The organism is Devosia riboflavina (assembly GCF_000743575.1).
In the GTDB taxonomy this organism is placed as follows: Bacteria; Pseudomonadota; Alphaproteobacteria; order Rhizobiales; family Devosiaceae; genus Devosia; species Devosia riboflavina.
The window spans coordinates 319093-335788 of sequence record NZ_JQGC01000003.1; the positions used below are offsets into that span (position 1 = coordinate 319093).

At 62.8% G+C, this 16696-nt stretch carries 19 protein-coding genes; 11 read left to right on the forward strand and 8 right to left on the reverse strand.

Going from position 1 to position 16696, the window contains the following annotated elements:
* The 3 genes from JP75_RS04670 to JP75_RS04680 all read left to right on the forward strand — a co-directional run bounded on the left by JP75_RS04670 (position 1) and on the right by JP75_RS04680 (position 2537).
* Entirely contained in the window at positions 1–1041 is a 1041-nt protein-coding gene (locus JP75_RS04670) for an FUSC family protein (RefSeq protein WP_035079856.1), read from the forward strand.
* Between the two features lie 69 nt (positions 1042–1110).
* Positions 1111–1650 carry a DUF1697 domain-containing protein gene (locus tag JP75_RS04675; protein ID WP_051960354.1) on the forward strand — a complete coding sequence of 180 codons (540 nt, stop codon included), beginning with the start codon at positions 1111–1113 and terminating at the stop codon, positions 1648–1650.
* Positions 1647–2537, forward strand: coding sequence for a ribokinase (locus JP75_RS04680; protein ID WP_035079858.1), 891 nt, complete (start codon positions 1647–1649; stop codon positions 2535–2537). Before JP75_RS04675 ends, JP75_RS04680 begins: the two co-directional genes overlap by 4 nt.
* A gap of 192 nt (positions 2538–2729) precedes the next feature.
* Here JP75_RS04680 and truB read toward each other — a convergent pair whose 3' ends face one another.
* The 4 genes from truB to JP75_RS04700 all read right to left on the reverse strand — a co-directional run bounded on the left by truB (position 2730) and on the right by JP75_RS04700 (position 5938).
* Positions 2730–3638, reverse strand: coding sequence for a tRNA pseudouridine(55) synthase TruB (gene truB, locus JP75_RS04685; protein WP_035079860.1), 909 nt, complete (start codon positions 3636–3638; stop codon positions 2730–2732).
* A 2-nt stretch (positions 3639–3640) separates the two neighbouring features.
* On the reverse strand, positions 3641–4048 hold the full coding sequence (gene rbfA, locus JP75_RS04690; RefSeq protein ID WP_035079861.1) for a 30S ribosome-binding factor RbfA: 408 nt from the start codon (positions 4046–4048) through the stop codon (positions 3641–3643).
* Positions 4049–4081: 33 nt separating this feature from the next.
* A complete protein-coding gene (locus JP75_RS04695) occupies positions 4082–4744 on the reverse strand; it encodes a hypothetical protein (protein WP_152565727.1) in 663 nt (220 codons plus the stop codon).
* A gap of 174 nt (positions 4745–4918) precedes the next feature.
* On the reverse strand, positions 4919–5938 hold the full coding sequence (locus tag JP75_RS04700) for a 2-hydroxyacid dehydrogenase (RefSeq protein ID WP_035079865.1): 1020 nt from the start codon (positions 5936–5938) through the stop codon (positions 4919–4921).
* 106 nt (positions 5939–6044) lie between these two features.
* On the opposite strand from JP75_RS04700, the gene JP75_RS04705 reads away from it, so the two are divergent.
* Complete coding sequence (locus tag JP75_RS04705) at positions 6045–6617, forward strand: SH3 domain-containing protein (RefSeq protein WP_051960355.1); 573 nt, start codon at positions 6045–6047, stop codon at positions 6615–6617.
* Positions 6618–6674: 57 nt separating this feature from the next.
* Here the strand turns inward: JP75_RS04705 and JP75_RS04710 are convergent, their stop codons facing one another.
* Positions 6675–7466 (reverse strand): hypothetical protein, encoded by a 792-nt coding sequence (locus JP75_RS04710; RefSeq protein WP_035079868.1) that lies wholly within the window; start codon positions 7464–7466, stop codon positions 6675–6677.
* 154 nt (positions 7467–7620) lie between these two features.
* Here JP75_RS04710 and JP75_RS04715 point away from each other — a divergent pair, with 154 nt between their 5' ends.
* The 6 genes from JP75_RS04715 to JP75_RS04740 all read left to right on the forward strand — a co-directional run bounded on the left by JP75_RS04715 (position 7621) and on the right by JP75_RS04740 (position 14285).
* Complete coding sequence (locus JP75_RS04715; RefSeq protein WP_051960356.1) at positions 7621–8049, forward strand: TadE family protein; 429 nt, start codon at positions 7621–7623, stop codon at positions 8047–8049.
* On the forward strand, positions 8046–9680 hold the full coding sequence (locus tag JP75_RS04720; RefSeq protein WP_035079871.1) for a TadG family pilus assembly protein: 1635 nt from the start codon (positions 8046–8048) through the stop codon (positions 9678–9680). Before JP75_RS04715 ends, JP75_RS04720 begins: the two co-directional genes overlap by 4 nt.
* 120 nt (positions 9681–9800) lie before the next feature.
* Complete coding sequence (locus JP75_RS04725; protein WP_035080261.1) at positions 9801–10550, forward strand: M48 family metallopeptidase; 750 nt, start codon at positions 9801–9803, stop codon at positions 10548–10550.
* Positions 10551–10603: 53 nt separating this feature from the next.
* Positions 10604–10942, forward strand: a complete 339-nt coding sequence (locus tag JP75_RS04730) for a hypothetical protein (protein WP_035079874.1) — start codon at positions 10604–10606, stop codon at positions 10940–10942.
* 60 nt (positions 10943–11002) lie between these two features.
* Positions 11003–11710, forward strand: coding sequence for a L,D-transpeptidase (locus tag JP75_RS04735; RefSeq protein ID WP_051960358.1), 708 nt, complete (start codon positions 11003–11005; stop codon positions 11708–11710).
* A 250-nt stretch (positions 11711–11960) separates the two neighbouring features.
* Positions 11961–14285, forward strand: a complete 2325-nt coding sequence (locus tag JP75_RS04740) for a membrane-bound PQQ-dependent dehydrogenase, glucose/quinate/shikimate family (RefSeq protein WP_035079876.1) — start codon at positions 11961–11963, stop codon at positions 14283–14285.
* Positions 14286–14781: 496 nt separating this feature from the next.
* Here the strand turns inward: JP75_RS04740 and JP75_RS04745 are convergent, their stop codons facing one another.
* From JP75_RS04745 to JP75_RS04755, 3 genes are all read right to left on the reverse strand, one after another.
* On the reverse strand, positions 14782–15306 hold the full coding sequence (locus JP75_RS04745; RefSeq protein ID WP_035079878.1) for a hypothetical protein: 525 nt from the start codon (positions 15304–15306) through the stop codon (positions 14782–14784).
* 70 nt (positions 15307–15376) lie between these two features.
* Positions 15377–15826: an ImmA/IrrE family metallo-endopeptidase gene (locus tag JP75_RS27335; protein ID WP_152565729.1), complete on the reverse strand. Its 450-nt coding sequence runs from the start codon at positions 15824–15826 to the stop codon at positions 15377–15379.
* Positions 15827–15937: 111 nt separating this feature from the next.
* Positions 15938–16255: a helix-turn-helix domain-containing protein gene (locus JP75_RS04755; protein ID WP_035079881.1), complete on the reverse strand. Its 318-nt coding sequence runs from the start codon at positions 16253–16255 to the stop codon at positions 15938–15940.
* A gap of 179 nt (positions 16256–16434) precedes the next feature.
* Here JP75_RS04755 and JP75_RS25740 point away from each other — a divergent pair, with 179 nt between their 5' ends.
* A complete protein-coding gene (locus JP75_RS25740; RefSeq protein ID WP_084587478.1) occupies positions 16435–16623 on the forward strand; it encodes a hypothetical protein in 189 nt (62 codons plus the stop codon).
* The last annotated feature ends 73 nt before the right edge of the window (positions 16624–16696 follow it).

Genomic DNA, 16696 nt, shown 5'->3' on the forward strand with positions numbered 1-16696 from the left:
ATGGAAACGCTGCCGCGCGTCGACGCGAACGAGGATCCCTACCTCGCCCTCCGCACCATGCTGGGTGTTGCCCTCCTGTTCGCGCTGGCCGAGCCCCTGGGCATGACCCAGCCCATGCTGCCCATTGCCATCGGCATGAGCCTTCTTTCCGGCCAGCGCGGCGCCCTGACGCCGCGCACCTTTGCTGGGCCGATCATGCTGCCGATCATTGCAGTGATCTTCTCGTGGCTTGCGGCAGTGACGGTCAACGAGCCCATGCTCTTCATCATCATGAATGTGGTGTTGGCAGCCGGCGGCATTGCGCTCATGCTGTTTCGCGGCTCGCGCGCCGGCATGATGCTGACCGTGTTTCCAGCGATGATGTCGATTTCGGCGCTCTACAACGAATATGCGCTGGTCGCCATTCGCGACAGCATGGTTTCGGGCGGGCTGATGGTGGGCGTTGCCGCCGTCGTCACCAACCTGCTGTTTCCGCCGAAAACCAAGCGGGTGCATGTGGAGCAGCCCAAGCCGCATGTGTCGCGCAATCCGGCCGTGGAACTGGGCATTCGAGTGGCCGTCTATCTCGCCGTGCTGATCGCCACCTATGCGACCAACAATATCAGCCTGCTTATCGCGCCGATCATGATGGTCTTCATCTGCGCGGAGCCCGACCATGGCGGGCGCATCGAGCAGGTGGTGGATCGCGGCGGCGGCACCATCATCGGCGCGATCGTCGGGATTTTGGCGCTCTTCGTCTACAATCTCGTGCCGCAGTTCATCGTTTTGCTGCTGCTTCTGGCCGTGATCACCTATGTGCTGATCGACCGGATGACGACGGGACCGGCGCGGCCGCAATACTACCAGTATGTGTGCTCGGTGGCGCTCGTGGTGGTGCTGTCCTCTATCTACGGCACCAATTCGGCTTTTGAAGTCGTGGTGCAGCGCGTGTCGATCACCGTGGGCATCATGCTGGCCGGCATTGTTCTCCTGTCACTGCTCGAAACCATGTTCGTGCAACGCGACGATAGTCCCGAGGAACTGGCGCCCGCCGCTTCCTGAGCCTTCCAATCGCCCGCCGCCCGGTGCTACATCGGGCGGCGGGTGTTTGCGCTTATGGAGGGGCGGGACATGGCTTTGGACGTCGCTTTCCTGCGCGGCATCAATCTGGGCAAACGCCAGATGAAAATGGCGGAGCTGAAGACGTGCCTCGAAGAGGCGGGCTTTGCCGATGTGAAGACCGTGCTCGCCAGCGGCAATGTGCGGTTTCTGAGCAAAGCCGGGCCGGCCGAGAGCAAGGCGCTCCTCGAAAAAACCATCGAGCAAAAGTTTGGCTTCAAGGTCGGCGTCGTGCTGCGTCAAGAGGACGAGATCAAGGAAATGCTCGCCGAGCACCCTTTTGATCGAATCGACCCGGCAGCCGATGTGACGCGGCATGTGCTGATGTTCGATGAGCCCCTGCCCAAGGGCGTGGTGATCGAGGACAGGCCGGGCCATACCGAGATCGTCCGCATCGACCCCAAGGAAATCTACATTGCCGGCTATCGCCAGCCCAATGGGCGCTATACGGAAGGCGTGGAGGAGGTGCTGAAACCGCTTTACGCCAAGCTGGGCAAAGGCGTGCTCGACACCATGCGCAACTGGAACACCATAGAAAAGGTCCTCAAGTGATCGTTGTTTTCGGCTCTACCAATCTCGATCAGGTCGGCACTGTTTCGCGTCTGCCCGAACCGGGTGAAACCGTTGCGGGCGGCACCTTTTCCATGGCGCCGGGCGGCAAGGGCGCCAACCAGGCACTGGCCGCGCGCCGCGCCGGAGCCGATGTGCGGCACCTGTCGGCCGTGGGCGACGATGCTTTTGCGGATATGGCGCTAAAACTGCTGCAGGACGGCGGTGTGGACCTCAGCCAAATGCGCAAGGCGCATGCCGCCACCGGCATTGCCATGATCTTTGTCGATGCGGAGGGCGAAAACGTCATCGCCATTCTGCCGGGCGCCAATGGCACGATGAGCCCGGAAGATGCCGACCGGACGCTTGGCAATCTGACGGCCAAGGACACGATCCTGCTGCAGCAGGAAATTCCGCAGGCCGCGACGCGGCGGGCGCTGGACATTGCCCGAGCCAAGGGCGCGCGCAGCGTGCTCAATACTGCGCCTTTTTTGGCCGACACGCCGGACCTGGCGCCGCTGGCTGATATCGTTGTGGCCAATGAGACCGAATTTGCGCTGCTCTCGGGCCGCGGGATCGAGGAACTCGATGCGGCCATGGATGAGTGGGTTGCAAAGACCGGGCGCACGATTGTGGTCACCCTTGGCCCCGATGGTGCGCGGGCGGCTTCGCCGGACGGCAAGTTTGCGGTCCCGGCTTACAAGGTGACGCCGGTGGATACGGTGGGTGCGGGCGATACGTTCTGCGGCTATCTCGCGGCGAGCTTGGATGCCGGGATGACGCTGGAGCAGGCCATGCGCCGCGCGGCTGTGGCGGGGAGCCTTGCGTGTCTCAATCCGGGGGCGCAGCCGGCTATTCCGGTGGCTCGGGATGTGGACGCGCTGGTCTGAGAGCCAGCCCATCCCTCGCCCCTTGCGGGAGAGGGACAGATTTTCTGCGTTCAGCAGAAAATCAGGGTGAGGGGTATCTCTCCTCCGCAGAGGAGCGTGTGAGGGCTTCGCAAAAATACCCCTCATCCGCCCCTTCGGGGCACCTTCTCCCGCAAGGGGAGAAGGGAAGGGGGCGCCGGTGTTTGTCGGCGCTTAGTGAAAAACCCGCCGCGGCTTGAACTGGCCGTATTCGACCGAGCCGGTGGCGAGCACCTTGCCCTTGAAGCTGACCCAGCATTCGTCGAGGTTTGCGGGCGCCGCAGCGCCAGTCAGCAGCACCGGGTTGCCATTGCCCACGGCGCTTGCCTGACCGGCGTCGAGGCGGATTTCGGGCAGGTCGACGAGACCGGCCGAGGTCGGAGCCAGAAGAGCGTCGCGCGCTTCGCCGGCTTCGGCGGCTTCCAGCTGTTCGAGGGTCACCGCATCTTCATCGGAGAAGGGGCCAACCGCAGCGCGGTGCAGGCTGCCGACGTGGCCCCGGGTGCCGAGCACTTCAGCAATGTCACGGGCGAGCGAGCGCACATAGGTGCCCTTGCCGCAGGTGACTTCCAGCACACTGTGCTCAGCGCCGTGTTCGAGCACGGTGAGCGCGTCGACCTCGATGGGGCGCGGCTCCAGTTCCACGGTTTCGCCGGCGCGGGCGAGATCATAGGCGCGTTCGCCATCGATCTTGAGCGCCGAAAAAATCGGCGGGCGCTGCATGATGAGGCCGGTAAATTGCGGCAAGACGGCATCGAGCGCGGCGCGGTCGGGGCGCACATCCGAAGTTGCGACCACTTCGCCTTCGCGGTCATCGGTCGTCGTGGCACTGCCCCAGACGATCGAGAAGCGATAGACCTTTGTGCCGTCCTGCACCTGCGGCACGGCCTTGGTGGCTTCGCCCAAAGCAATCGGCAGGATGCCGGTCGCGAGCGGGTCGAGCGTGCCGGCATGGCCGGCCTTGGCGGCGGAAAAGAGCCAGCGCACCTTGCCCACCGCTTGCGTGGAGGTGAAGTCATAAGGCTTGTTGAGCACAACCCAGCCGGAGATGGGGCGCTTTTTCGATTTCTTCTGCTCGGTCACGGCTATTCTTCGTCGCCGCCGTCGTCTTCGAGGTCGCGCTTGACGCGATCGGAGCGCAGCAATTCGTCGATCCTTCCGGCTTCCTCAAACGTGTCGTCGACGAAGAAGCGGATGTCCGGGGCGTATTTCATGTTGATCTTGGGCGCGACGCGGCCACGGATGAATTTTGAGTGCCGGTTGAGCGCGGCGACGATCTCTTCGGCATGCACGCCACCGAGCGGCATCACATAGGCATTGGCCAGTTTCAGGTCGGGCGTCATGCGCACTTCGGGCACGGTGACGACCGAACCGACCAGCGCTTCGTCCTCGATGTCACCGCGCGCAAAAATATCCGCCAGCGCGTGGCGCACCAATTCGCCAACGCGCAGCATGCGCTGGCTCGGACCCAGGGGCTTGTTGTCTTTTTTCATGGGCAAGCGGCTTAGGCCCTTGGGGCCTTTTCGTCAATCCGCCTTGCTGAGCGCGACTTCCGCCTTGAGCTCTTTGGCGCGGGCCTCGACGACACCGGTCGCGACCGGCCAGGACTGGGGATCGCCGGGGCTAAAGCTCTTGCCGCGCCATTCCTGGTAGATGATGGCGACGCCCGTATCGGAGCGCTGGAAGCTTGCAACCATGACTTCGCCGAGCCCGGCAAAAGCCGGATAGCGATCGGCATAGGCACCGCAGACGAAGCCGAGCGGGGCTAGGTCATTGTCGCCATTGTCCTGGCCGAGTTGGAAGAAGCCGGTCACTTCCGGCTTGCAACTATTGGCGTGCAGCACCATGAGGGCGGCGCGATAATCGGCAAGGGTGCGTTCGTTTTCGTCGCGGCTGATGCGGGCGCCATAAAGCGTGGTCCAGAGCGCTTCGCTCTCGCCCTTGGGGTAGATTTCAAGGAGGGCCTGTCCATCTTCGGCGCGATAGGTGGTTTCCACCCGGCCGAGCGCAGCATCGTCGCCCGTCAGCCAATCGGGGCGCGGCAGCAGCAATTGGTGGTCCAGCGCATCGAGAACCAGCTTGCCGCTTTCCTCGACGAGGGGCGGGGTGCTGCGGATCTGTGCCGCAGCCGGCATTGTGGCGGCGCCCAAGGCGACAAGAACGAGGAACGCGGTTCTCAATGGCGTCACGGGGCACTCCTTAGCCCAAAGACAGGTGTAGTCCGGCCCAAGCCCCCAAAGACCGACTGCTGAGGGCACGATTAAGAAGGAAGCCTCTTTCGCGCAAGATGAACGAGTGATGCGCGTGATGATGGCGGGGTGGTTGAAGGAAAGCTGCAACACATGGGGCAGCGCATGCTTGTTCTATCCGCGTGCGCTTTTCGGCAAAGGCTTTTCAGGAAGGATCCGATGCGGCGGCTGGTGGCCGTCCATGAAGGTGCGGATATTGACGATGACCGTCTCGCCCATCTCGATGCGGGCTTCGAGCGTGGCCGAGGCCATATGGCCGGTAAGGACCACCTGATTGGTTTCGGCGAGGGCCAGGAGGCGCGGATTGATACCCCGGCGATTGTCGAAGACGTCGAGGGCGGCGCCGGCAAGGCGGCCGGATTCGATGCGCTCGATCAGCGCCACTTCGTCGACGAGTTCGGGCCGGCTGACATTCAGCACATAGGCGCCCGGCTTCATCCGGTCGAGCCGCTCGGCCGAGAGGATGTTGGTGGTGTCGCGGGTCAGCGGGGTGTGGAGCGAGACGATATCCACCGCTTCGAGCATGGGTTCGAGTTCGGGCCAATAGGTGGCGCCAAGCGGCTCCTCGACGCCGGGCGGGCGGCGGTTGCGCGAGAAATAATGAATATTGAGGCCGAAGGCGCGGGCGCGTTGCGCCACCGCGGTACCGATGCGGCCCATGCCGACGATACCAAGCGCTTTGCCGCGGAGGCGACTGCCCAGCATGGAGGTGGGCGACCAGCCGGCCCAGCTCCGGTCGCGCAGCAGGACCTGCGTGCCTTCGACGAGGCGGCGCGGCAGGGCCAGCATCAGCGCCATGGCCATGTCGGCCGTGTCCTCGGTGAGGACGCTCGGCGTATTGGTGACGGTCAGGCCCGCGGCCCAGGCGGCCTCAAGGTCGATATTGTCGACGCCATTGCCGAACTGGGCAATCAACCGCACACTTTGCGGCAGGCGAGCGATGAGATCGGCGTCGATCCGGTCGGTGATGGTGGAAACCAGGACATCCTTGCCCTCGACGCCGGCCAGGATGTCGTCGGCGGTCAGGGTCTGGTCGGTTTCGTTGACATCGGTCTCAAAAAGCGTCGCCATGCGCGCTTCGATGGTCTCGGGCAGGCGACGAGTCACCAGAATTTTCGGTTTGCTCGATGTCATGCTTGCCTTGCGACCTGATCACAAAGGGACGGCGTGCAACCATCCTTTAAGGACCGTTAAGGATCATGCCGTAGTGATAGGGCAATTCCAATCCGTCTGCAAAGTCATGTTCATTTCGCACGCCGGTTCGGGCCGTGCCCGTATGCTTTTTCCGCGTATTTTCGCCGTTTTGCCGCTGGTGTTCGCGAGCCTCTTCGTCTGCACGCCGGTGGCATTGGCCCAGGCCGAATCGGTTTCCGGGCTGAAATTGCCTCGCTTCGTCACGACGCGCTCCAACCCCATCAATGTGCGCGTCGGCCCCGGCACCAAGTATGACATCGCCTGGAACTATACGGTTTCGGGCGTGCCGGTCGAAATCGTCCAGGAATTCGACACCTGGCGCAAGATTCGCGACATAGACGGCGAAGAGGGCTGGGTGCACCAGAGCCTGCTCGTCGGCACGCGCGCCGGCTATGTGACCCCGGTCGCCGCCAATGGTGAAGTCGACATGCATGCCTCGCGCTCGATCGAATCGGGCGTTCGCGCGCGGCTGGCGCCAGGCGTACGCGTCAATATTTCGGAATGCGATGGCGATTGGTGCACGGTGACCGCCGGGCAGCCGGGCGAACGCGCCAATTTTTCGGGCTATGTGCGCCAGGAAGAAATCTGGGGCGTTTATCCCGACGAAGTCTTCGACTGACTTTGTTTGTCGCGTTTTCGAACCGGAAAAGTGGCAGCCACTTTTCCTGAAAACGCTCTAGGCGTCCAGTTCGGCCAGCGCCTCGTCGCGCTGGCGGGTGAGACGGATTTCGTCGTCCTGCTTGGGGCAGGAACTGCAATAGACATCGGGAAAAGCCAGATAGTCGAGGCAGCAGCCTTTTCGCGCTGTGATCAGCACCTGGCGGCCATCGGCGAGGTCAAGCGTCTCGAGATCGCCCTGCCCCACGAGATCCATGGCGGAAAGCCACAGCATGCAGAGGTGGCGCTGTTCTTCGATAGTCATGCCCGGAACATAATCGCGAAGACGCACCATCAGCCCCAGCATGCGATCCGTAACGAGCCGCAGCGCAGGCACGCGCCTGAGTTTTGTGACAGCGTTGATTTCGACCAGGAGACCATCGGCAAAAGCACGTAGATCGGTTCCGGCGCGGAAGATGAGCGCGTCGAGATCGGCCTTGTGTTGCGGTCCGGCAGGCAGGCGAAAGCCGCTGACGTCGATACCCTTCGCCTGCTGGCTCACGCTCGAAAGCCTTGGCAACGCGCCGTGCACGTGGGTGCCGATAACGGCGATATAGGCCGGCTGCCAGAAGAGATTGGTGAGGAGCCGCACCGCATAAAAGGGCTGACCGGCGGCGGGATAGGTCGCTTCGAGCCGCCGATAAAGCTCGCGCAGGAAGTGCTCATTGTCCCCGCCCGGCACATACCAACCGGGCAGCGCTTCTCCGGGAGCCCCCTTGAGAAAGCCGGTGACGCGCGCCGCGGTTTCGAGAAACCGGGTCAGCGCGACATCGTCATTGTCGAGGCCAAAGAGAAAATTGCGGGTGGCCACAGGGCTCTCCGGAGGTTTGTCCCTCCTATAGCCTCCCCGGTTCCATAAGCAAATGCCCCATCAGGATGCGGATTTTTTCGGGGCGCCGCCTTCACCGCTCCCACAGGGGGACAGGCAGAGCATGGAGCGACCATGATCGGTCCGGGAGGCAGGAATGATGCGCCACCGTTCACGCCTGCTTTGCAATACGTCCGGCGGCGCTGCCGTCGAATTCGCCATTCTGGCGCCCGTCTATCTCATGATGCTTTGCGGCATGCTGGCCTATGGGCTCTATTTCGGCGCCGCCCATTCGCTGCAGCAATTGGCCGCCGATGCGGCGCGCATCTCGATTGCCGGGCTCGACAGCGCCGAGCGCGACACCCTCGTCGGCAGCTATCTCGATCGCCATGCCGGCGACTATATGCTGCTCGACCGCCAATACCTGACCTATGCCATTGGCGATGATCCCGGCGACCCCACGCAATATCGCGTTGCCCTGCGCTATGACGCAGTGGAATTGCCGATCTGGAACCTCTATCCGCCCCTGCCCATGCCCAGCCGCTACATGGTCTATGGCGCTACGATCAGGCAGGGCGGGCTGTGATCTCGTCGTTCCTTCGCGATCGCAGCGGCAATATGGCGGTGTTGTTTGCCACCGCCTTTTCGCTATCGGGCGTGATCGGCGCCATCGCCGTCGATGCTGCCGCGCTTTACCACGAAAGGCGCGTCATCCAGTCCACCGTCGATCTTGCCGCCATCAGCGCCGCGCGCAACCCGGAACGCGCCGAGGAAATCGCAGCGGAAGTGCTGACCGAGGCGGGGTTTGCCGATCAGGCAGGGCTTGTGGTTACCGTCGGACGGTTCGACGCCGATGCGACCCGCGCGCCGGAAGATCGCTTCGTGCCCAATGGCATTCCGGCCAATGCAGTCAAAGTGCAGTTCGAGCGGCCCGGCACGCTGCATTTCGCCGCGAGTTTCACCCAGTCGCCCATGGTCGGGGCAACGGGTCTTGCGACGGTCACGCCGGAAGTCTCCTTTTCGCTGGGGTCGCGGCTCGCGAGCCTCAATGGCGGCATTGCCAATGCGCTGCTCGGTACGCTGCTGGGCACGACTGTCAGCCTCTCCGTCGCGGACTATAATGGCCTTGCGGCGGTGCGGGTGGACGCCTTGAGTTTTCTCAATGCGTTGGCGCTCGAAATGGGCCTTGAAGCGGGCAGCTATGACGACCTCCTTGCCACCGAGGCCCATGCCGGAGACATCGCCGCGGCGCTGGCAAGCCTCGTTACCGGGGCGCAAAAGACCGCCCTCACCACGCTGGCCAATGCCGGCAATGGCAATAGCGTGCCGCTCGGAAAGCTTTTCGATCTCGGTCGCTATGGCTCGCTGGCCCTCGACAGCGCCGGTGCAGTTCTCAATGCCCGCCTGTCGGCGCTCGAAATCCTTTCGGCGGCCGCCGCGCTCGCCGATGGCGACAAGCAGATCTGGCTCAGCCTTGGCGGAAACCTGCCGGGGATTGCCGCGCTCTCGGTCGAACTCTCGATCGGCGAACCGCCGCAGGGTGGAGGCTGGTTCGCCATTGGCCCGGTCGACACGGTGGTCCGCACGGCGCAGGTGCGTCTGCGGATCGATGCGCAATTCCTCGGCGGCCTCGTGCTGCAGGGTGCGGTTATCCGCCTGCCGCTCTGGCTTGACCTTGCCCATGCGGAGGCCCGTGTCGCGGGCGCAACCTGCCCCGATCGCGACCATCCCAATGGCACCGCCGATATCGCCGTGCTGCCCGGAGCGCTCGAACTTGCCGTTGGCAAGGTCACCAATGCGCAGATGCGCGATTTTGGCGCCGCCCTGCCGGTCACCCCGGTACGCATTCTCGATGCGCTGCTGCTGCAGATTTCCGCCTCGGCGCATGTGGAAGTGGCCCAGACCACGCCCGTCCTGCTCGAATTCTCCTCGAGCGATATCGGGACCGCCCGCCTCAAGACCGCCAAGACCACGACGCTCGTGAGCTCGCTCGGCCAATCGCTGCTGGGCGACTTAAAGCTCGAGATTTCCGTGCTGGGCCTGGGTCTCTCCCCGCTCAACGTCATCGCCAATGCGCTCAAGACTGCCATCACCCCGATCGTCGCGCCGCTCGATTCCATCGTCAACACGCTGCTGACGACGCTGGGTCTCGGTATCGGCGAGGCCGATGTGCGCGTATATGGCGTGCGTTGTCTCAATCCGGTGCTGGTGGGATAGGTTTTCGCAAGTCTTTGAGGCGGCTGGCTTTGCTGGCTCCATGCCTTTCAAGGGACCTTGCCGATTGGCAGGGGCAGGAAAACACCTCTAGACTGGGCAAAAGACCGATTCCCCTTGCCCATGTTCTCATTCCTCCGCCAAGCGCCAAAACCGCCCAAGAGCGTGACCATCGACCTCGATGGGCGCCCGGTGGATGTTGCCGTCAAAATCAGCAAGCGCGCCGCAAGTTTCCGGCTGTCGCTGCCGGCTTCGGGGCCGGTGCTGACGCTGCCGGAACGCTCGCGCTGGGCCGATGCCGAAGCCTTTCTCCTGCGTCACCGCAATTGGCTGGCCGCCCGGCTGCCGCGTACGGCACGCTCGATGCGCCTCGAGGCGGGCACGGAAGTGCCGTTGCGCGGCGTGCCGCATCTCGTCGTCGGCACGGGCAGCCTGCGCGGGCGGGTGGAAATCCTGCCCCTCGTGGACCTGCCGGAATTGCGCGTGCCCGGGGCGGTCGAACACCAGCCGCGGCGGCTTTTTGATTGGCTCAAGACCGAGGCCCTGGCCGATCTCTCCGAGCGCAGCGCCTTTCACGCCGCAAGGCTGGGAGTGACGGTGAAGGACATAAAGCTGCGCAGCCAGTCGAGCCGCTGGGGCTCTTGTTCCTCGACGGGCTCGATCAACTACAATTGGCGGCTCATCCTCGCCCCGCCCTTCGTGCTCGACTATGTCGCGGCTCATGAAGTCGCCCATCTCGTCGAGATGAACCATTCGGACGCCTTCTGGGCCACGGTGAAGCGCACGCTGCCGGACATGGAGCGCGGGCGAGCGTGGCTAAAAGCACACGGTCGGCAGCTTATGGCATGGGAACCGCCCGGCAATGGCGGCTGAGCGCCCGGCCTGCCCCCTTGTCGCCGCAATTGGCCCCCAGCAGCCTTAGGCATATGCAGCGTCTCGTTTTGTCCATCGCGATTCTTTTTGCCTTTGCCACCCTTGCCGGGGTGACGACCGCGCATGCGCATCGCTATGTGGCGACTCCCATCGTCGTGCTCAATCACGTCGATGCCGAAAACGTGCCCATCCGCATCACGGTCAAAGTGCAGCGTGGCGAGATCGATCTCGGCGAGGGCATCATCATGCCCTGCGGCTCGCACCATGCCATCCCCGCCTTGCCGCCCCAATTGCCGGAAGCGCCCGAGGGCGAGGATGTGACCGAACGCAGATGCGACGCTGTTGCCGTCTGGTCCGGCATGCAGGTGTTGCGCCCCCCGATAGCGGCCTGAACCGAAGCCGCCCTTCCTCCCTTTCGTTCAAAGGCCCCTTCCGGGGCCAAGGATCATTTCATGTCTATCGCTCTGAGCGCGACCCCGTCGCGCCGCGCCGTGCTGGCTGGCCTTGCCAGCGTCGGCGCACTCGCCCTTGCCGGCTGTTCCACCACCGGCTCCACCCGCTCGGCCGTCGCTACGGCAGAACCCGCCGGTCGCGTGGTGCCGCCCGAGGTTCTCTCCATGTATGGTCCCCTGCCGGACGAGGATTTTCCCATACCCGCAGCGCCCATTCACCTGCTCGACCCGATCTATTGGCGGCAGGAAGTGGACAATGTCACCGGCGAAAAGCCCGGCACGGTGGTGGTCGATACGGCCAATCGCTTCCTTTACTGGACCATGCCCGAAGGCCGCGCCATGCGCTATGGCGTCGGCATCGGCCGAGCCGGCTTTGAATGGAATGGGCGCGCCCATATCGCCTATAAGCGCAAATGGCCGACCTGGACGCCGCCGTCCGAAATGATCGATCGCCAGCCGGAAATCGAAAAGTACCGCCACGGCCAGCCGCCCGGGCTCGACAATGCCTTGGGCCCGCGTGCGCTCTACATTCACCAGGGCAACAAGGACACGCTTTATCGCGTGCACGGCAATATGGACGTGCATTCGATCGGCAAGGCCGTGTCCTCGGGCTGCGTGCGCCTCTTGTTCCAGGACATTGTCGACCTTTATGAGCGCGTGCCCAATGGTTCGCCCATCGTCGTTCTGGCCGATCAATCGATCGTCTGACATTTTCTTAAAGGGGCCGGCGAAATCCGGCCCCTTTGCTTTTCGGGGAAGCAAGCCCTGCCCGATCGGCAAGGGGGCTTTCCGAGGCGGCATGCAAAACTTGACAAGGCCCCGCCTCAGGGCGCATCCGAACAGTGTTTATGTCTTGACCTATACGTCATGCCGGCCCCGCGCTAAGCTGATCCGGCAGGCGGAATAGGCCTTCTCGGCCAAGCGTCACTCTCGGCCGTCCTTTTGAAACAGGTGATTCATGAAACTGCTGGCGCGGTTATACGCCATTGTCCTCGCGCTGATCGGCGTGGGGCTGGCGGGTGGTGGCCTTTGGCTGATTACACTCGGAGGCTCGGCCTATTACGCCATCGTCGGCGTGGTCTATCTCATTGCGGCGCTGCTGATGCTGCGCGACAAGGCGCTCGGCGGGCAGCTCGTGCTCCTCGTCGCCGTGCTGACCGTGCCCTGGGCCATCTGGGAAGCCGGGTTTGAATTCTGGCCGCTCTTTGCCCGCCTCATGGCGCCGCTGGCGCTGGCCGGTTTTGCCCTTCTCTTTACCCCCGCCGTCGCCAAGCCCGCGAAAAGTGGCGCCTATTATGGCGGTGCGGCCCTGGCCGCCGTGCTCTTTGCCGTCGGTTTCGCCTTTGCCTTCCAGCCGCAGGGCGTCGTGCGCCCCTCGGCCGATATCCCGGCTTACCAGCCGGCTACAGGTGACAATACCCCGGCCAACTGGACCTCCTATGGTCGCACCACGGCGGGCCTGCGCTATTCGCCTTTCGACCAGATCAACCGCGACAATGTGAAAGACTTGGACGTCGCCTGGACCTACCGTACGGGTCGCGGCGATATCGGCCTTGACCAGAATACGCCGCTGCAGATCGACAACCTCGTCTATTCCTGCACCACCTCCAACGTCATCATCGCCCTCGATGGCGATAGCGGCGAAGAGGTCTGGAAATTCGATCCCAAGGCCAGCGGCCCCTTCTGGCAGCGCTGCCGGGGCCTCGGCTATTTTGAACTGCCCGTCGACCAGCAGGCCGATGGCCAGCTCTGCAATACGCGTCTGATCATGACCACCATGGACGCGCGCCTCTTTGCCATCGACGCCAAGACCGGCGTCGTCTGCCCCGATTTCGGCACCAATGGCGCCGTGTCGCTGGGCGAAAACATGGGCGAGATCATCCCCGGCTTCTACTTCCAGACCTCCGCTCCGCTTGTCGCCCGCGACAAGATCGTGGTCGGCGGCTGGGTGGTCGACAACCAGATGGTCGGCGAACCCTCCGGCGTCATCCGCGCCTTCAACGCCGTCACCGGCGAACTCGACTGGGCCTGGGACCTTGGCAACAAGGCGATCACCAAACTGCCCCCGCCGGGTGAAACCTATACCCGCGGCACGCCCAATATGTGGTCCACTGCCGCCTATGACGACGAACTGGGCCTGATCTACGCCCCGCTCGGCAATACCACGCCCGACTATTTTGGCGGCGAGCGTCCGGCCTTTGCCGACGAATACAATGCCAGCCTCGTCGCGCTCGACATCAACACCGGCCGCGAACGCTGGAAGTTTCGCACCGTCAACCACGACATCTGGGACTATGACCTGCCGAGCCAGCCGGCTCTGCTCGATCTGCCCGATGGCAATGGCGGCACTGTCGCGGCGGTGCTCCAGACCACCAAGCGCGGCCAGCTCTTCCTTCTCGATCGTGCGACCGGCGAGCCGCTGGCCGATGTCGAGGAAAAGCCCGTGCCCCAGACCGGGCATGTGCCGGAAGAATATCTCGCGCCCACCCAGCCCTATTCGGTCGGCATGCCCACGATCGGTGCAGACCACCTGACCGAAGCCAAGATGTGGGGGCTGACCATGTTCGACCAGCTCATGTGCCGCATCGCCTTCAAGCAGCTGCGCTACGAGGGTGATTTTACCCCCATCGGGCTCGACTACGTCATCTCGCAGCCGGGCAATATCGGCGGTCTCAACTGGGGTTCGGTCTCGGTCGACATCCCCAATAACCGCGTCTTCGTCAACGACGTGCGCGCCCCGAGCAAGTTCGCCCTCGTGCCGCGCGACGACTACGAAGCCTTCGCCGAAAGCGTCCATGCCGACGATACGGGCCACGGCCCCTCGCCCCAGCATGGCACGCCCTATGGCATGGCCACCGAAATGTGGGTCTCCCCGCTCGGCGTGCCCTGCGTCAACCCGCCCTTCGGCACCGTTACGGCTATCGACATGAACACCCGCCAGATCGCCTGGCAGGTGCCCGCCGGTACCGCCGAACAGCTCGGGCCGCTGGGGATCAAGACCAAGCTCCCCATGCCCATGGGCCTGCCGACCTATGCCGGCACCTCGGCCACGGCCGGTGGCCTCGTCTTCTTTGCCGGCTACCAGGACTATTACATCCGCGCCTACGACGCCGAAAACGGCAACGAAGTGTGGAAGTACCCGCTCCCGGTCGGCTCGAGCGCCACGCCCATGACCTATGTTTCCCCGGCAACGGGCAAGCAATATGTGGTCATCTCAGTCGGCGGCGCGCCCTATTCGGAAGACAAGGGCGACTACGTCATGGCCTTCGCCCTGCCCAACTGATTTTTGGTTTTTTGGGCTTTTGGGTTTTTGCCCCTTCCCGCCTTGTGTGGGGAGGGGCTTTTTGTTTGGCTCAGCGTCGCCTCACCCACTGCATGTCATCCTGGCGCAGGCCGGGACCCATCCCCGAAAAGTGCCACACCCCGCAATCTCAAGATGGGCGCCGGGGTGACATCGAGTTAGTGGGGATATGGGAGCCCAGCCCAAAGCCCCGGCCGGCGTCACCGCCTCCGGTTAAGGTACAAAAGAGCAGACCCCGAGGTGGCATTTGCTCCTTGGGACTAGATAGATGGGGCAAAAGCCACCCCGGGGGCCGGGTTTTTGGACAGCATCCACAGCGCCTCTTGATCGCTCGTCGCGAGGGACCGATGCCCGAACCCGCTTTCCCATGCGAACGGGACCGCGACCGGCACACCCCGCTCAGTTCGCATGCAGACCTGCCCGTGCGAGGTGATGCGCCCAATTTATCCCCGCGCCCCGGGGGCGGGGATAAGTTTTTTCAGAAAGGGTCCTGATCGACGTCCGGCGGCCCCAAGCGCGCGGCGCGCCCGGCGGCAAAACCGGCTTCATAAACCCGGCTCTCCTTGGCATTCATCAGCTTTGCCAGCGCCTCGCGCATATCGCGGCCCTTAAAAGTCTTGAGCTCGAAAGGCGGCACCGCCTGGCGCAACCGGGCCACGGGCAGGGCCGCACCGGCCACGCGCCAGCACCGGCAATTCGCCTTGCCATCCCAAAAGGCATGGCGATTTTCAAAATCCTCCAGCGCGGCCAGCACCTGGCCCAATTGCACCGCGAGCCCGGCAAAGTTTTGTGCGGCAACCGGCAGACGATCGGCCGGCTTTTTGAGAAACGGCCGGCAATCGCTGATCAACCCTTCCACCGTGGCCCGCTCGGTATTTCCAACCGGCGCCTCCGGCTTCTTGGCGGCGATGGCGCAAATGTCCTTGTGGAGGGCGGAAAGCCGCAGCCAGAGGGATTCGTGGCGTTCGGCGAGGAAGTGGGAGATTTGAGGAAGGGCGGGCATGGAGGTCTCCTGTTCGGGTTGTCGCCGGACAGGAGATTAAAGTGTTCCGAGAGACCGGGGATTAGTTGGGCTAGCGAACGCGAAGTTGGTAATCGACGCCCGTCATACGGAAACGCCATTTTAGCATTTCTTCGCTGGCCTGGAATTTTGCCATGGCCTGTCCATCGCCGAGGCCCTCTCGCCTAATTCTCAGAAGAGCCGGTCGAGGCAGAAGAAGAGTGCCGCCTAGCCAATCGGCCTCATCCTCCTGATCCTGATTGTAGTTCGACGGGACAAGGTGACCGTCGTCCGACAAACTCGCGGAATGCAACTCGTGGCCCAAAGCAATGTGAGACAACTCGTGCATGATAACGCTGTTTATACGCGGAGCGGTTTGCGACGAGTTGTAGAGGACTAGGTGGCGCGTCCCAATTCTTAGCGTAAATGCAGACCAGCTTTGTCCATCCACAACTGTAAGTTGGGCTAGATCAAGGGCCGGCAACCCGCGAACATCTGCTTCATTCCAAACAGTCACGCGCATTTGTGCAGCAAGTTCCGCACCATGCAGTGCGTCGTCTGCTCTAAGGCCGAGAGATTTCCTGATCTCCGCGGACCTGCGTTCGCATTGGGACTTAAATCCTCGCCGAAGCAATTAGTGGCCTTCAACCTCTATTTCTTGCGCAAATTGCTTACTGGCGAGTTCAATGAGAACTGCAAGTGACTTTGCCGTGTCGAGAGACACTGCCTTGTTTTTCTTAAAGGCAATCTGAAGACCACCTATGCCGGTGAATTTGTCCATATCTTCTTCCAGCCAGGCGCAGATTTTCTCAAGCGTGCCCATGTCTGGGATGTGCCCTTTTTCAATCCTAGAGAGCGTTGTTGGGCTGATGCCAATCTCAGCGGCTGCGGCCCTCACTCCCATGCTGCCTTTCTTTTTTTGGACCAACCCGGCGAGGTCCTCAATTTTCATAAGTTAGCTCCGAGTGTTTCGGTGAATAGAATTAGTGTGCCACAGACTGGACAGTGACGCGCCGAATCGGTAGCGTCTGTACCAGTCGGTGGCACACTCATTGAATCAGCTACGAATCGCTGGGTCAACGCCAATCGACAATCACTGTCAAGGCACCTGATCACGTTGGAGATACAGCAATGGCCAAGAATACCGGAAACGACTTCCGCCGCGGTTCAGTCACCGGACGCACCCAGTTTCAGCGACCGGATGGGAACTATCAAAAGCGCGATGAGCGCACAGGTCACTTCATGGAAGTGAAGCAGTCGGACGGCCCTTTCAAAGGGGTCGCGAAGGAACCAGATGGTCGAGACACCAAAAACTCCTAAGTATCTGCGGTTCAAGAGGCTACGCGCCAAAGCGGATGAGGGAGACGACTACCAAGAGTACATGCAGGCCATC

What these genes read in the sequence shown, in the direction of transcription:
- JP75_RS04730 (WP_035079874.1), top strand. Translation starts at nt 10,604, where the DNA reads ATGCAGCGTCTCGTTTTGTCCATCGCGATTCTTTTTGCCTTTGCCACC.
- JP75_RS04740 (WP_035079876.1), top strand. Translation starts at nt 11,961, where the DNA reads ATGAAACTGCTGGCGCGGTTATACGCCATTGTCCTCGCGCTGATCGGC.
- JP75_RS04715 (WP_051960356.1), top strand. Translation starts at nt 7,621, where the DNA reads ATGATGCGCCACCGTTCACGCCTGCTTTGCAATACGTCCGGCGGCGCT.
- JP75_RS04735 (WP_051960358.1), top strand. Translation starts at nt 11,003, where the DNA reads ATGTCTATCGCTCTGAGCGCGACCCCGTCGCGCCGCGCCGTGCTGGCT.
- JP75_RS04705 (WP_051960355.1), top strand. Translation starts at nt 6,045, where the DNA reads ATGTTCATTTCGCACGCCGGTTCGGGCCGTGCCCGTATGCTTTTTCCG.
- JP75_RS27335 (WP_152565729.1), bottom strand. Translation starts at nt 15,826, where the DNA reads ATGCGCGTGACTGTTTGGAATGAAGCAGATGTTCGCGGGTTGCCGGCC.
- JP75_RS04675 (WP_051960354.1), top strand. Translation starts at nt 1,111, where the DNA reads ATGGCTTTGGACGTCGCTTTCCTGCGCGGCATCAATCTGGGCAAACGC.
- JP75_RS25740 (WP_084587478.1), top strand. Translation starts at nt 16,435, where the DNA reads ATGGCCAAGAATACCGGAAACGACTTCCGCCGCGGTTCAGTCACCGGA.
- JP75_RS04745 (WP_035079878.1), bottom strand. Translation starts at nt 15,306, where the DNA reads ATGCCCGCCCTTCCTCAAATCTCCCACTTCCTCGCCGAACGCCACGAA.
- rbfA (WP_035079861.1), bottom strand. Translation starts at nt 4,048, where the DNA reads ATGAAAAAAGACAACAAGCCCCTGGGTCCGAGCCAGCGCATGCTGCGC.
- JP75_RS04700 (WP_035079865.1), bottom strand. Translation starts at nt 5,938, where the DNA reads ATGACATCGAGCAAACCGAAAATTCTGGTGACTCGTCGCCTGCCCGAG.
- JP75_RS04755 (WP_035079881.1), bottom strand. Translation starts at nt 16,255, where the DNA reads ATGAAAATTGAGGACCTCGCCGGGTTGGTCCAAAAAAAGAAAGGCAGC.
- JP75_RS04670 (WP_035079856.1), top strand. Translation starts at nt 1, where the DNA reads ATGGAAACGCTGCCGCGCGTCGACGCGAACGAGGATCCCTACCTCGCC.
- JP75_RS04725 (WP_035080261.1), top strand. Translation starts at nt 9,801, where the DNA reads ATGTTCTCATTCCTCCGCCAAGCGCCAAAACCGCCCAAGAGCGTGACC.